The 13,824-nt window shown below is 35.8% G+C and carries 14 protein-coding genes; 8 read left to right on the plus strand and 6 right to left on the minus strand.

Translation table 11 applies throughout. From position 1 onward, the window contains the following. Positions 1-173: 173 nt before the first annotated feature. Entirely contained in the window at positions 174-1,805 is a 1,632-nt protein-coding gene (locus tag AXA65_RS02225; protein WP_063968507.1) for a pyruvate dehydrogenase complex dihydrolipoamide acetyltransferase, read from the minus strand. Between the two features lie 16 nt (positions 1,806-1,821). Beyond that, a complete protein-coding gene (gene pdhA / locus AXA65_RS02230; protein WP_063968508.1) occupies positions 1,822-2,826 on the minus strand; it encodes a pyruvate dehydrogenase (acetyl-transferring) E1 component subunit alpha in 1,005 nt (334 codons plus the stop codon). Positions 2,827-3,029: 203 nt separating this feature from the next. On the opposite strand from pdhA, the gene AXA65_RS02235 reads away from it, so the two are divergent. Genes AXA65_RS02235 through AXA65_RS02245 form a run of 3 tightly spaced genes read left to right on the plus strand, consistent with a single transcriptional unit; the run spans position 3,030 to position 5,962 of the window. Then, positions 3,030-3,629 carry a phosphatase PAP2 family protein gene (locus tag AXA65_RS02235; RefSeq protein ID WP_086048040.1) on the plus strand — a complete coding sequence of 200 codons (600 nt, stop codon included), beginning with the start codon at positions 3,030-3,032 and terminating at the stop codon, positions 3,627-3,629. A 13-nt stretch (positions 3,630-3,642) separates the two neighbouring features. Next, on the plus strand, positions 3,643-4,131 hold the full coding sequence (locus AXA65_RS02240) for a BlaI/MecI/CopY family transcriptional regulator (RefSeq protein WP_063968509.1): 489 nt from the start codon (positions 3,643-3,645) through the stop codon (positions 4,129-4,131). Positions 4,132-4,162: 31 nt separating this feature from the next. Further along, the gene (locus AXA65_RS02245; RefSeq protein WP_063968510.1) at positions 4,163-5,962 is read left to right on the plus strand and encodes a DUF4153 domain-containing protein; all 1,800 of its coding nucleotides are present in this window, start codon (positions 4,163-4,165) and stop codon (positions 5,960-5,962) included. A gap of 135 nt (positions 5,963-6,097) precedes the next feature. Here AXA65_RS02245 and AXA65_RS02250 read toward each other — a convergent pair whose 3' ends face one another. Continuing rightward, positions 6,098-6,445: an RNA recognition motif domain-containing protein gene (locus tag AXA65_RS02250; protein WP_063968511.1), complete on the minus strand. Its 348-nt coding sequence runs from the start codon at positions 6,443-6,445 to the stop codon at positions 6,098-6,100. Between the two features lie 156 nt (positions 6,446-6,601). Then, positions 6,602-7,462, minus strand: coding sequence for an aldo/keto reductase family oxidoreductase (locus tag AXA65_RS02255; protein ID WP_063968512.1), 861 nt, complete (start codon positions 7,460-7,462; stop codon positions 6,602-6,604). Positions 7,463-7,539: 77 nt separating this feature from the next. On the opposite strand from AXA65_RS02255, the gene AXA65_RS02260 reads away from it, so the two are divergent. The 4 genes from AXA65_RS02260 (at position 7,540) to AXA65_RS02275 (ending at position 11,177) form a co-directional block, all read left to right on the plus strand. Beyond that, positions 7,540-8,988 (plus strand): T9SS type A sorting domain-containing protein, encoded by a 1,449-nt coding sequence (locus AXA65_RS02260; RefSeq protein WP_063968513.1) that lies wholly within the window; start codon positions 7,540-7,542, stop codon positions 8,986-8,988. 81 nt (positions 8,989-9,069) lie between these two features. Beyond that, positions 9,070-9,627, plus strand: coding sequence for a helix-turn-helix domain-containing protein (locus AXA65_RS02265; protein WP_063968514.1), 558 nt, complete (start codon positions 9,070-9,072; stop codon positions 9,625-9,627). Between the two features lie 10 nt (positions 9,628-9,637). Further along, entirely contained in the window at positions 9,638-10,177 is a 540-nt protein-coding gene (locus AXA65_RS02270; protein ID WP_063968515.1) for a helix-turn-helix domain-containing protein, read from the plus strand. An 88-nt stretch (positions 10,178-10,265) separates the two neighbouring features. Next, positions 10,266-11,177, plus strand: a complete 912-nt coding sequence (locus AXA65_RS02275) for a hypothetical protein (RefSeq protein ID WP_063968516.1) — start codon at positions 10,266-10,268, stop codon at positions 11,175-11,177. 157 nt (positions 11,178-11,334) lie between these two features. On the opposite strand, the gene AXA65_RS02280 is transcribed toward AXA65_RS02275, so the two are convergent. Next, positions 11,335-11,832 carry a glycosyl hydrolase family 28-related protein gene (locus AXA65_RS02280; protein ID WP_063968517.1) on the minus strand — a complete coding sequence of 166 codons (498 nt, stop codon included), beginning with the start codon at positions 11,830-11,832 and terminating at the stop codon, positions 11,335-11,337. A gap of 398 nt (positions 11,833-12,230) precedes the next feature. Between AXA65_RS02280 and tssD the strand changes: the two genes are divergently transcribed. After that, positions 12,231-12,638, plus strand: a complete 408-nt coding sequence (tssD, locus tag AXA65_RS02285; protein ID WP_063968518.1) for a type VI secretion system tube protein TssD — start codon at positions 12,231-12,233, stop codon at positions 12,636-12,638. Between the two features lie 219 nt (positions 12,639-12,857). Here tssD and AXA65_RS02290 read toward each other — a convergent pair whose 3' ends face one another. Then, positions 12,858-13,811 carry a hypothetical protein gene (locus AXA65_RS02290; protein ID WP_063968519.1) on the minus strand — a complete coding sequence of 318 codons (954 nt, stop codon included), beginning with the start codon at positions 13,809-13,811 and terminating at the stop codon, positions 12,858-12,860. Positions 13,812-13,824: the final 13 nt, after the last annotated feature.

Here is a 13,824-nt window from a genome sequence, read left to right on the forward strand (position 1 = left end):
TCTAAACAACCTGATTAAACCAAATACAAGTTGTGGTTTTACATAAACAATCTGTTTGTTTTAATTTGATTCAAATTACAGCCTAAATACAAATCTCTAAAAATTCAAATTCAGAAACAAAAAAAACCTTTCAACAGAATTGAAAGGTTTTATAAAATATTTCGAACAAGTTTTTATCCTAATAAAAGCGTCAATGGACTTTCCAGGTAAGTTCTCAGCGTTTGCAAGAACTGAGCTCCTGTTGCGCCATCAATTACTCTGTGGTCACAAGCCAATGATAATTTCATGGTGTTTCCAACAACGATCTGTCCGTTTTTCACAATCGGTTTCTCAACGATTGCTCCTACAGATAAGATCGCAGAATTCGGTTGATTGATGATCGATGTAAACGTTTCAATCCCGAACATTCCAAGATTTGAAACAGAGAAAGTAGAACCTTCCATTTCGTTGGCTTTAAGCGCTTTTGTTTTCGCTCTTCCAGCCATGTCTTTCACAGATGCAGAGATATCGTTGTAAGACATAAAGTCTGTATTCTTCAATACTGGAACTACCAATCCGTCTGGAACAGCTACTGCTACCCCAACGTTGATATTCCCGTGGTGGATGATCTTGTCACCTGCCCAAGAAGAATTAACCTGTGGATGTTTTCTAAGAGCTACTGCAACCGCTTTGATCACCATATCGTTGAAAGATACTTTGGTGTCTGGCACAGCGTTCATTTCTTTTCTCGCTTCGATCGCCTTATCCATGTTGATCTCAACAGTCAGATAATAATGTGGCGCAGTGAATTTACTTTCACCCAATCTCTTAGCGATGATGTTTCTCATTTGAGAATTCACAGTTTCAGAATCTTCTCCTGGTGTGAAAGCTACACTTGGCTGAGCAAAAACCGCTTTCGGAGCTGAAGCTGCAGCTGCTGGTTTTGCAGACGGCTGATAATTTTCAACATCTTTTTTCACGATTCTTCCGTTCTCCCCAGAACCTTTGATAGCTGAGAAATCGACTCCTTTATCTTCAGCAATTTTCTTAGCCAAAGGAGAGATTGCGATTCTTTCGCCTGTAGAAGATGCAGCTACTGGCGCTTCTTCTTTTTTATCTTCAGACTTAGTTTCGGTTTTTGCTTCTGCTTTTGGAGCAGCTGTTTTTTTACCACCACCGGAAACCACACCAGAAACATCTGTTCCTGCAGGTCCGATGATTGCTAAGATCTTATCAACTTCCGCAGCGTCGCCTTCAGCAACACCTTGGTATAATAAAGTTCCGTTCACTTCAGATTCGAAATCCTGAACAGCTTTATCAGTTTCGATTTCAGCAAGGATGTCACCTTCTTTTACGGTATCACCTACGTTCTTTTGCCATTTGGCAACTTTACCTTCGGTCATTGTATCAGAAAGACGAGGCATTGTGATCACCTCTACACCTTCAGGAATATCAGAAGATGAACCTTCGTCAGCCGTTTCTACAGATGTAGATTCGCCTTGCGTTTTGGATTCTTCTTCAGATTTGCTTTCAGCAGCAGCTTCTGGTTTTGCACCTCCGCCATTGGTCAAAGAAGAAATATCTTCTCCTTCTTTACCGATGATTGCCAAAATAGAATCCACTGGCGCCGCAGCACCTTCTTCTACGCCTACGAATAGAAGTGTTCCGTTGATCTCCGATTCAAAATCCTGAACTGCTTTATCTGTTTCGATCTCTGCAAGAATATCACCTTCTTTTACAGTGTCACCAACTTTTTTGTGCCATTTTGAAACTTTGCCTTCCGTCATCGTATCCGACAAACGGGGCATCGTAATTACTTCTGCCATAATTTTTTTTATAAAATTAATTATTCTCTAATTTGTTGATGAATGGATAATCCGGAGTGGAATATACATAATCGTAAAGTTTAGAAGCGTCTGGATATGGAGATTCTTCCATAAACTCAACACACTCCTCTACGAAAGCTCTTGATTTTTCTTCCAAAGCGTCCAATTCTTCTTGAGTCGCCCATTTGTTCTCAAAAATTCTGTGTTTCACAATCTCGATCGGATCTTCCAATTTGTATTGTGCCACTTCGTCTTTGGATCTGTAAGGTTCAGCATCTGACATAGAGTGACCTCTGTAACGGTAAGTTCTAGCCTCGATGAAAGTTGGTCCGTCTCCTCTTCTTGCTCTTTCGATCGCTTCGTAAGCAGCTTCCGCCACTTTCTCTGGATCCATCGCATCTACAGGAAGACAAGGCATCTCGTAACCTAATCCTAATTTATAAATATCTTCGTGGTTGGCAGTTCTTTTCACAGAAGTTCCCATTGCGTAACCGTTGTTCTCACAAACGAATACCACAGGAAGTTTCCAGTTCATTGCCATATTGAAAGTCTCGTGAAGCGCACCTTGACGTACAGCACCATCTCCCATAAAACAGATGTTAACCGCTTTTCTGTCAAAATATTTGTCTCCAAAAGCAATACCTGCTCCTAAAGGGATCTGACCACCAACGATACCATGACCACCATAGAAACGGTGTTCTTTGCTGAAAATGTGCATAGAACCTCCCATACCTTGAGATGTTCCTGTAGCTTTTCCACAAAGTTCTGCCATGATTCTTTTTGGGTCAACGCCCATCGCCATTGGGTGGATGTGACATCTGTATGCAGTGATCATACTGTCTTTGGAAAGGTCCATTGCGTGGGTAAAACCTGCTGGAATAGCTTCCTGACCGTTATAAAGGTGTAAGAAACCTCTGATTTTCTGTTTAAGATAAAGAGAACGGCATTTGTCTTCAAACCTTCTCCACATCGTCATTTCTTCATACCATTTAAGGTAGACTTCTTTTGAAAATTCTTTCATTGTAATTTCGAAATATGTAGCAAAAATAAGAAAAAAAATCTTTCCTTATTGTATGCATATTATCATATTTTTTTCAATTAGAAAATCATGACAATAAATTAACGTCCAAAGTTGCAATCGATTGCATTACGATTAAATTTAATTAAACCCAGAAGTTTGTGAAAATTGATAAAATTTGTATATTGAAGTCGAAATTTTTCTGAATGGAAATCAAAAACCCAATTATTCTCAACCTGTCGAAAGTCATTTCGAATTTCTTCAACCCGCTGGTTTCTCTGGTCATCTACTTTTTTTACTACAGTTACAAGAATTACACTTGGGAACAGGCATCTGCAAAGTTTTTACCGATTTTGCTTTTATTAATCATTCCAGTCGCGCTCTGGATATACAGAAATGTAAAAAACGGGACCTACACGAATATGGATGTTTCGAACCGGAAACAGCGTCATTCGCTCTACATCTTCATTATTATTGCAACCATCATTTTTTTAGCAGTCGATTTTTACCTTCACAAGGAAATGGACTGGGCGATCTTTATGCTTTGTATTCTATTGATATTAATGCAGATCAGTAATTTTTTCATCAAAAGTTCGATGCATACGAGTCTCAATATCTATGTTGCGGCTTTGTTTTTTACTATTGAACCCGTAATTGGAATTTTTTGGTTTTTGTTATCGATATTAATCGGAATTACCCGTGTAATTCTGAAACGACATACACCAAAAGAAGTTTTTTCCGGTGGCGCCATTGCGATTTTTGTATCTTTAATTTATCTTATAATGGTAAAAGCCATTATTTTCTAAAAATATTATTTTTATGATGTTACAAACGTTAACACCTTCCGAGGAAGAAATAATGCAGTTGATCTGGCACAAAGGTCAAATCTACTTTCGTGAATTGATGGACATCTATCCGGAACCAAAACCCCATCAAAATACTGTTTCAACCTTCCTTAAAATTCTGGTCGAGAAGCATTATTTAGCGACAGAAAAGCAAGGCAGAATATATCTGTACTCACCATCTATCGGTTTTGATGATTATAAAAATTTTGTCTTGAAACGATTTTTGGAAAATTATTTCGACAACTCAGGAGCTGAACTTTTGAAAGTTTTGGTTGATGAAAAATACCTTGAAACAAAAGATTTTGAACCATTCACGGAAGGAAACAGCAAGAAAACCTCACTGAAAGAAAACATCGAAGAAGAAAATCACATCCAGGAGTTTATCAAAGAAATCACTGGTGAGAAAAAATCTAAGAAGAAAGACAAAAAGGAAAAGAAAAAAGGTAAAAAGAAGAACAAGTAACTTTAGTTCTTTATAAAAAAACATAAATACCATGAACCAAAAAATAAGCGAGATATTCGGGAAAGCGGTCTATGCCATTCGTCAGTTTCCATTAGTACTACTGATGGCTTTGGCAGCTTCGATTTGCCTGATGTTCATCGCAGAAGATGATTTTCGCTCCAGTGAAAAAGTTTTCAATTTGACCAAATTGACCTTGGTTTTCTCCCTGGGAATTTCGTTGATGTTTGGTTTGAAGATCCTTTCGCAGAGAATTGGGAAACAGATCTTGCTGGAACTTGGCGGAATCCTTTTCTTAATTGGATTCTACTTTCTCTTGCCTAGACTACAAAAAGATTTCACGGAAGTCTATGCATTTATGCTTGTTCCGGCTTTCGTTTTATCGCATCTTTTTGTTTCATTTGCTGCCTTTTTCAGGAAGAAGACCGAGATGGATTTTTGGCAATACAACAAAAATCTCTTCATCAATATTTTCCTGACTGCAGTTTTCACAGGCGTTTTGACCGGCGGAGTCGAATTGGCGATCGTTGCCGTTGACCAGCTTTTTGATTTTAATTTTAATGATAGGATTTACCTCAAGGTTTTCTACCTTTTAGCCATATTTGGAAGTAGTTTTATTTTTTTACTTTTCAATGAAAAAGGTCTGGAATACTTGGAAAAAGAAGGCAGTTATCCTGTTGTTTTGAAATTCTTCACGCAGTATATTCTGATTCCACTTCTTATTATATACGTCGTTATTTTATATTTTTATTCAGCGAAGATCCTCATCAATTGGGAATTACCAAGAGGTTGGGTTTCGTATCTCGTTCTCGCCTACTCGGTTGTCGGGATTTTGGCAATATTGCTGGTTCATCCTTTGAAAGAAAATTCGGCGAAATCTTGGGTCAAGATGTTTTCGAAGATCTTCTATTTTACATTAATTCCGTTATTAATATTACTTTTTACCGCCATTTTTACCAGGATCTTGGAATATGGCTACACGGAACCAAGATACTTTGTCGTGTTACTTTCAGTTTGGTTGGCGACCGTTGTTTTCTATTTTATCATTAATAAAAATGCGAGTATCAAATTCATTCCGAAAAGTCTTTTTGCTTTCGGATTGTTTGCATTGGTCTTTCCTTTTCTCAACACATTTTCTGTGGCGCAACGGAGTCAGAAAAATCAATTACTTCAAATCCTTACTAAAAATAAGTTACTCGATAAAAGTCAAAAAATCGATTTCACAAGAAGGATTGTTGACAGCACAGCGACGGAAATTGCGAACAAGTTTGAATTTTTGACCGACCGAAATGAGTCTGGATCTCTATTAAAATTAATTGACCCTAAAAAACAAAAAGAATTAGCAAAAAAAATCGATGATGCAGACAATTCATATTCGGTCTATTACAGTGTAAAAGAACAATTTTCTAATATCAAAAAGACCGACAGATCAACTTCGGAATATGAAAGATTGGAATTGATCTCTGCCCAAGAAATTATCGCAATTGGCGATTACGACTATGTATTCTACTTCAACCGATACAATCACAGAAAAAAAACGATTGGACAGGATACTTTTGAGATCTTCGACAGGATCACAGATGAGGAACCTCAATTCAAAGTGATGTTAAACGCTAACGAAGAAGCCGATTTTTCAGCATTGATCAAAGATCTAAAGACCAAATACAAGGGTAAGATCGGAAAAATAAACCTGCCGGAAATGGCGATGGAAGCTGACTTGGAAAAGTATCATCTCAAAATAACGCTTGGAAATCTGATCATAGAAAAAAACAAGGAAAATTCCTCAACAACGCTCAGTTTTGATGATGCTTATTTGTTGATCAAGAAAAAATAGAATTCTAGGAATGTTTCTTCTCTGGATCAAGCTGACGGTTCAGATTAAGCTGATATAAAAGTATTTGAATTATAAAAGCATAAAAAAAAGCGATCTAAAAATAGATCGCTTTCTTGTTCGTTCTGTTAAGGGATATTACCAACGGCCGCCTCCACCGCCTCCACGGTTTTCTCCACCACCGTAACCACCTCCACGGCTGTTACCACCTCCACGGTTGTTATCGAAAGATCTTCTTGGTTTCTCTTCTCTTGGTCTAGCCTCGGTAACATTTAGTATTTTACCGTTAAATTCTTTCTGATTTAAAGCATCTAATGCTTGTTTTCCTTCTTCGTCTCCCATTTCTACGAAACCAAATCCTTTTGATCTCCCAGTGTCTCTGTCAGTAATAATTTTTGCAGAAGTTACTTCTCCAAATTCTTCGAATAATTCTTGCAACTGATAATCTTTAGTTGCGTAATTGATGTTTGAAACAAAAATGTTCATTTTAAAAAAAATTAAGTTAACTGTTGTTTTTTAATATTATATAAGGAAAAACAACAAAAGAAGATTATTGATTTCAAATATAATTTGGTGCAATTTACAATTATTTTCGAATAATTAGAAACTTTCCAATTAATTTTCAAAAGAATTTAAAAATAGTTAATCCACCTCTATTCCGCGGCTTGCTTCAAGGATTTTGAACCAGTCTATTGCTTCAAAATCAATCATTAATGAATTTTTCAACTGTCTGATTGTTGCGGCTTTCGAAGTGCCGATCACAGGAATTATATTGGCGGGATGTTTCAAAATGAATGCTAAAAGAAGTTGGTTTTCCTCCATATTATATTTCTCGCAGAGTTCTTTCAGAACATTTGAAATAACGATATTCTGATCGGTTTTTTCCGAGAAGTAATTTCCCATCACAGACCACGCCATTGGTCTCAGACCTTTCACCATCAACTGATCTAAAGTTCCATTATAAAAAGAATCCAGATGATTGACAGAAACTTCGATTTGATTTGTTGTTAATGGAAAATATTGATTCAATAATTCGAATTGAGAAACGGAAAAATTACTCACACCAAATTCTTTCACTTTGCCTTGGGACTTTAAAGTTTCAAAAACCTTGGCCGCTTTTTCCGGATCCAACAAAGGCGAAGGACGGTGTAACAGCAGAAGATCTAGGTAATCTGTTTTTAAATTAGTGAGACTTTCATCAACACAATTCAAAATATAATAAGAATCGTAGTTGTAATATTTAAGCGGTGATGGTTTTTTCTCAGAATTCATCACAATTCCACATTTTGAAATGAATTGGACCTGGCTTCTATCCATATTCATTTCTTTCCAGGCATTCCCGAAAAGTTCTTCCGTCGTATGACCTCCGTAAATATCGGCGTGATCGAAGGTAGTGATCCCTTCATCAAGACAAGCCTCTATCAATTCCTGTACTTTTCTCTCGGAAAGATCAGCGCCCCAAACGCCCCAACGCATCGTTCCTGCTATTAATTCTGAATACATTTTAGTAATTTTTTACAAATATATTATGTTAAAGACAAAATACATTGATAAATTTGAAATTCAAAAAATTTATATTTATGAGAAAAATGACTCTTTTATTGGTGTCGTTCTGTGCATTTGCAAACGCTCAGTTCTCATCTCCGGGTAACGGTACAAGCTATACTTTAGCCAGCTTGTCCGCCGCGGCGCCAACCGTTTTGGTAAACAATGGAACAGGTTATACCTTGACCGCCGACCTTACGCTTTCTGCGACCGACAAACTCACGATAAGTGAAGATACGACGTTGAAAGTCAATTCTGGTGTTGCGATATTTGTTTATGGGGAATATAAGACAACAGCGGGCAACTTCACAATTACAGCTAGTGATATTGCTGCACCTTACAGAGGAATCCGATTCGAGGAAGGATCTTTGGCCGAGATGAAAAATACCAGAATAGAATACGGCGGTGGCGTACGTGTACTTACCGCGACACCTTTCCTGATGGATAATTGTATTCTTTATAAAAATAACAACTCTGGCTCTACCAATCTTGCTAGCAGTGCAGCATTAGCTCTGTTTCAGGGAACTGGACACGTTGTCAAGAATTCACAATTTTTGGAAAACTCAAGGGCTGGTATCAATTCAGGGGCTTCAGGAACAGTCTCTATTGATATAATCAACAACTATTTCTATGGTAACAATACAGACAACGGCAACTACCCTCAGATCAATATGGGACCTGGTGGTGTAGATTCCACCAGAGTATTAAACAACGTCGTCACTGGAAACAGAGCAATTTTGAGAGCCGGTGGAATTTCGGTTTCAGGACTTTTGGGCGGCACCAACAGATTCCGAATTCAGGGCAATACAGTGAAAGATAACCGCTACGGAATTACGCATCAAGGCGGAGGAAGCAGTGGAATCATCATCAATAACATTATCGAAAATAATAATACGGAGAACAATCCAAACCTTGGAGGAAGCGGAATATCTCTGACAGGAACTCAAAAAGTGATTGTCAGAAACAACCAGATCCGTGGAAACCTGTGGGGAATCACCGTATTGAGCAATGCTATAATAGACCTTGGAATAGTGGAAGACCCTGGGAACAATATCTTTAAAAACAACGGAAATTCAGGAAATACGGTTGCTTTCTTCAACAATACACCTAATCTCGTAAACGCGATCGGAAATTGCTGGCGAGAAGATGAACTTTCTAATGACACAATGGTACAATCTGTCATCGGAAGTTTGAATCCAAATACAGTTACTTTCAAACCTTACAACTGCGCAGAGTCATTGGCTGTTTCAGATGTTTCAAAATCAACGATGAAAATCTATCCGAACCCGAGCAAAAACCATTTCTTCCTGGAAACTGAAAACGCAGGAAACATCGTGATCCAAGACCTAAGCGGAAAAGTAGTTCATTCTGCTATCGTGAACAAAGGTAAAAACGAGATCAATACCAACCTACAGTCTGGCGTTTACATCATCACACAACAGTCTGAAGGTAAAAAATCAAATACCAAATTGATCATCAAATAATTAAATTCGATATCAATTCTTACAAAAGCATCACAAATTGTGGTGCTTTTTTCATATCCGGATTTTGACTAAATTTGAACTATGAAGATCTCTATCAAAAATATGGTTTGCAACCGTTGTATCTATGCTGTTCAGGCTATTTTTGATAAGCTTGAGATTGAAATCTCCGACATCGACCTTGGTGAAGTTGAAACTAAGAATGAAATTTCCACTCAAGTTCTGCAAAACCTGAATTCTCAATTAAAGTCTACTGGTTTTGAAATCCTGGAAGACTCATCCAAAAAACAAATTGAGAAGATCAAAAACCTGATCATCCAAAAAATTGCGGAGGAAGACATTGCAGAAGATTTTGTCTTGACAGAATACTTAAGTTTAGCATTAAACAAAGATTACAGCGCCATTTCCAAACTATTTTCACAAAATGAGAATGTGACGCTGGAGCAATATTTCATCCTTCAAAAAATAGAAAAGGTGAAAGAACTTTTGCTTTATAAGGAATTCAATCTGACAGAAATTTCTTTGAAGCTTGGATATAAAAGTGTGCAGCATCTATCCAATCAATTCAAGAAAATAACAGGTTTCTCTCCTACCCAATTTTTAAGGTCTAAGGAGAAGAGAATTGCTTTGGATAAAATTTAATTTGTCAATAATGGCCAACCTCAAAACCCTTCGCGAAGCCAAAAATCTAACTCAGACCGAGTTGGCGGAGAAATCTGGACTTTCGTTGCGCACCATCCAAAGAATTGAGTCAGGAAACATCCCAAAAGGTTTTACTTTAAAAGCTATTGCAAAAGCGCTGGACTTGGATCCGGAAGATTTATTTTCAAGCACTGAGGAATCTATAGATCTTAACAGAGCGAAACTCATTAATCTTTCAGCATTGTCTGGATTGATCATTCCATTCGGCGGCATTATTTTTCCAGCCATCTTGACTTATAAAACGAAAGATCCCGTCAATAGAGAGTTGGGGAAAAATATCATTTCTCTTCAGATCGTGTTGGCAGCTGTAGTTTCTATCTTAATGATCATTTCGCCGTTCATTCAAAAAGCAATTTCTATTAAATTTCCACTTTTCTTAATTCCATTGATCTTATTTATTGTTGTAAAAATGTTCATCATATTCAAAAATGGAATCAGTCTGAACAAACGTCATGAGCTTAGTATCAAACTGAAAACCAACTTCTTATAAGCAAAGTCATAAACTGACGTAAGATTGTCATATCATTTTCAGCAAGAATAACATTTCAAAATCCGAATCTTGCAGAAAAATTTTGACAATGAAATTATTCAAGAAAATCGCGATTGGATTTTTAACTGCTTTGATTTTAATTTTAGCCAGCGGTTACATTTACTTTGACCAGAAATTTACGCCGGAAAAAAATTATTTAACAGTAAAAAACGAAAGCGGAAACATCCCGATCAACTGGCTTGGAAATGAGAAAAATGTTTTGCTCTTGCCTATCCATTTCAAAGGAAATCAGGAAACTTATTATCTTCAATTTGACACTGGATCACCTTACACGATGTTTTATTCTAATTCGATAAAAGGTATCCGAGAGATCAGTTCCAATAGTAATCGCGCAAACACTTTATTCTCTATTGGAAAAACCGAAATTTCGTCAGATCAATTCAAGCTCTTCAAAACTGAAAAAGGCGACAAAAATGATTCGATAAAGATCATCGGAACGCTTGGTGCGGATATCCTAGAAGATAGAAAAACACTGATTAATTTTAAAGAAAATAAGGTTGTTCTAAATGTTTGTAAGGTTCCGGAAAATGTCAAAAGTAATTATATCGATTTCAAATTCAAAAAGAGAAAGATCATTATTCCCGGAATTTTGAAAGGCGAAGAACGTAAATTCCTCTACGACTCCGGGACCAGCGCTTTCGAATTACTAACCTACAAAGAGGAATGGCAAAAATTAAAATCTAAAAATTCCAAAGTAAAGATTGAGAAATCTAGAAGTTGGAATAATATTCTGACAACTTACACCGCTAATTGTAATGAGAAAATCGGATTTAAAGGCATAGAAATTCCAGTTAAAGAAGTGACTTACGTGGAAGGTTTTTCGAACGCTCAATTTTCATTGATGAAATTCTCCGGAATGTCTGGAATGCTCGGCAACAAGATCTTTCTTAACAATAGCATTTTTATAGATTGTGTTCATAATAAGATTGGGATCAATTAAAATAACTTAAATTTTAGATAATTCGTAGTTTTGAATTTATTATCAAAAAATGAAAAAACTATTGACCATCATCTTTATTGTTTTAATCTTTCTTCCAATGCTACTCTATCTTAATCCTTTCACTTGGGGAATGAGAAGAAGACCGCATTACGAAGCATCAACAAAGACCGTAAATCTGATGTGGGATCTGGATAAAAAATACGGGATGAAAATGACTGTCGGAGAAGTGATAGATACGCTTTGGTATTTCCGGGACATCAAAAACAACAAAATAGCCAAACTTGAAAAAATCATTGATATCGTCGCTTCCTTTAAGTTTTGCTCCATTTTCCAGATGCAAATGCGTTCCCTGCTTGAAGAAAACTGAACTGATAAGGAATGTTCCTTTCGGTACCACCACAACTCCACCACCATTTTTAGCCGCCAAATCAATGATTGCCTGAAGTTCTTTTGTCTGAAGAATCGTGCTGTCGTTCTTCATTCCATTGGCAGTAAGAATGTATTTTTTGCCTAATTTGTTGATGTCTGTTGGTTTGTTTTCTTTAAACCATTTGTCGATTTTGGTTCCGTCCGGCCAAACGTCTTGACTTTTTACAGTTGATGAAAATATAAAAAGAGCAAATAGAGATAATATAAAGTTGTTTTTAAATTTCATAATTGGATTTTTAATAAAGCTAATAAAGGGCTTTATTTTCAACTTTATAAAAATATACATTTTGAATTCTTGCGGTATCCTGCACTTGCATGTTGAATGAGTTTAAGACTTCTCATCATATCAGGTAAGTGAATACATCCGAAATCATCTGACCAAATTGAATTTTAAAACCAATATTAAAAACTCAGTAATCCAATAAAATCCACTTTATCATCACACATCTTTAAAGTCTAATTTTGATTGTCATTCAATAAAATATTGACGATCAATTAATTCGAAAATCAAAAACTCTACAAAGTGTAGTAATTCTACTACACAGAATGTAAAACAGTGGTTCTATCTTTGGTATATTAAAAGTAAGAAACAAATCATTTATTAATATTTAAAATTTAGAAATCATGGCAAACAATTCAAGAGCCGTATTAAAATTCAACGGCGGAACAGAACAAAAAATTCTTAAGCTAAATTATGGTGTATCTAGAAACACCGACGTATCAGGAAGAGTGGCATCTGACCCTTCTAACGCATTGATCAAGATCACTGTGGAAGCAACAGAAGATTCCGGGATCTTGGAAAGCTTACTGAACGGGAAATACAAGCCAACAAGCGGTGAAGTAACGTTCAACAAGTCTCACGAAGAAGGTACATTGACGACTTTGAAATGGGATAACGGTTATGTGATCCAGCATGAAGTAGATTATGATGCTTTGAACGAGGACAATATGTTCGTCAGCTTCGTGATCAGTGCAGAGAAAATCGATTATGGTAATTCTGCTTATGATGGAATCTGGCCAGGTGCAAAATAATCACCAGTCTTAAAAAAATAAAGGTCTAATCCTGATGAAACACTTTTCCAGTGGTATCATCAGGATTTTTTTTGTTCTGATTAACATTTATTTTACAAAGACATTTTTATAACTGCTGATATGCTTTATTTAATTTTCCATTGAACGAAGCTATTTTTGCTTCTTCAAAATGAAAGACTCTCGCATACCACTCTTATATTTCATCAAAACAATAAAAACCTATTCTATATCATCTGCAGATTTGGCATATTTAAGTGGAAAAATATTTGTTTTAGTAGCTTCTTCTTTGTTTTCCACTAAGTTACTTTCAATCCAAAATTGATTCTTATCTTCAAATATTTTCCCTATTTCTTTGGAATCGTCTGCTCTGTATAAGTGTAAAGAATCATTGATCTCTTTATAGGTTATATCAAAGCTGAATGAACTGTTTCCACTAAAACCAAAATCTGAATGACCGGACTTGATGTCTATATAGTAGTTTCCTATAGAATCGCATCTTTTATAAGGATTATAATAATATACACCATCCCATTTTTCATTTTTAAAAGTATTTATCATTTGGAAGGCTCCTTTGAATTGAAAAGTTCCAATTTTGAGAAGATATGAATTGTTTTTTTCGAATAAACTTGCTTTGGAGTTTAGATATAGGTTTCTGATATCATCGTGTGTTTCAAAATAAAAATGATCATCAGAAAAGATCTTGTTTTGCTGATCGTATTTTAGGATTTGAAAGGTCAAATATTCTTCTGTAGCTGTTGGGAATAGAAAAATAATGTTACCATTTTTATTTTTAAGAATTTTAATTTCTTGAATAGCATCTTCAATATTAATGTCATAAGTAAAATTAAGACCGATCAAAATTTCTTGATCTTCTATTTTTAAAATTGCTGATTCCTTTTCTAGATCTAAATTTATAAATACATTTTTTAATACTGAAGATCCCAGTTCATAAATTATATTCTTTTCGTTCTCATTAATTTTAATTTTTTCAAGGTTGAGCTCTAAATAATCGTCTGAGATTGTTATTTTGTCATTGATGTTTTGACCTTGTTTTTTGCATTCATAGACATTTACACCAAATATTAACAGTAAAGAAACAAGGACTACATTTTTGACACAGTCTTTCAATATATTGTTCATAACATCTTTATTTTTGTAAGTATCTTTTACCATAAAATTCATAAAT

Source organism: Chryseobacterium sp. FP211-J200 (genome assembly GCF_001643375.1).
GTDB classification, from domain to species: Bacteria; Bacteroidota; Bacteroidia; order Flavobacteriales; family Weeksellaceae; genus Epilithonimonas; species Epilithonimonas ginsengisoli.

Bases quoted from the DNA above. Each gene is read 5' to 3' on its own strand.
- AXA65_RS02225 (WP_063968507.1), bottom strand. From the start codon at position 1,805: ATGGCAGAAGTAATTACGATGCCCCGTTTGTCGGATACGATGACGGAA.
- pdhA (WP_063968508.1), bottom strand. From the start codon at position 2,826: ATGAAAGAATTTTCAAAAGAAGTCTACCTTAAATGGTATGAAGAAATG.
- AXA65_RS02235 (WP_086048040.1), top strand. From the start codon at position 3,030: ATGGAAATCAAAAACCCAATTATTCTCAACCTGTCGAAAGTCATTTCG.
- AXA65_RS02240 (WP_063968509.1), top strand. From the start codon at position 3,643: ATGATGTTACAAACGTTAACACCTTCCGAGGAAGAAATAATGCAGTTG.
- AXA65_RS02245 (WP_063968510.1), top strand. From the start codon at position 4,163: ATGAACCAAAAAATAAGCGAGATATTCGGGAAAGCGGTCTATGCCATT.
- AXA65_RS02250 (WP_063968511.1), bottom strand. From the start codon at position 6,445: ATGAACATTTTTGTTTCAAACATCAATTACGCAACTAAAGATTATCAG.
- AXA65_RS02255 (WP_063968512.1), bottom strand. From the start codon at position 7,462: ATGTATTCAGAATTAATAGCAGGAACGATGCGTTGGGGCGTTTGGGGC.
- AXA65_RS02260 (WP_063968513.1), top strand. From the start codon at position 7,540: ATGAGAAAAATGACTCTTTTATTGGTGTCGTTCTGTGCATTTGCAAAC.
- AXA65_RS02265 (WP_063968514.1), top strand. From the start codon at position 9,070: ATGAAGATCTCTATCAAAAATATGGTTTGCAACCGTTGTATCTATGCT.
- AXA65_RS02270 (WP_063968515.1), top strand. From the start codon at position 9,638: ATGGCCAACCTCAAAACCCTTCGCGAAGCCAAAAATCTAACTCAGACC.
- AXA65_RS02275 (WP_063968516.1), top strand. From the start codon at position 10,266: ATGAAATTATTCAAGAAAATCGCGATTGGATTTTTAACTGCTTTGATT.
- AXA65_RS02280 (WP_063968517.1), bottom strand. From the start codon at position 11,832: ATGAAATTTAAAAACAACTTTATATTATCTCTATTTGCTCTTTTTATA.
- tssD (WP_063968518.1), top strand. From the start codon at position 12,231: ATGGCAAACAATTCAAGAGCCGTATTAAAATTCAACGGCGGAACAGAA.
- AXA65_RS02290 (WP_063968519.1), bottom strand. From the start codon at position 13,811: ATGGTAAAAGATACTTACAAAAATAAAGATGTTATGAACAATATATTG.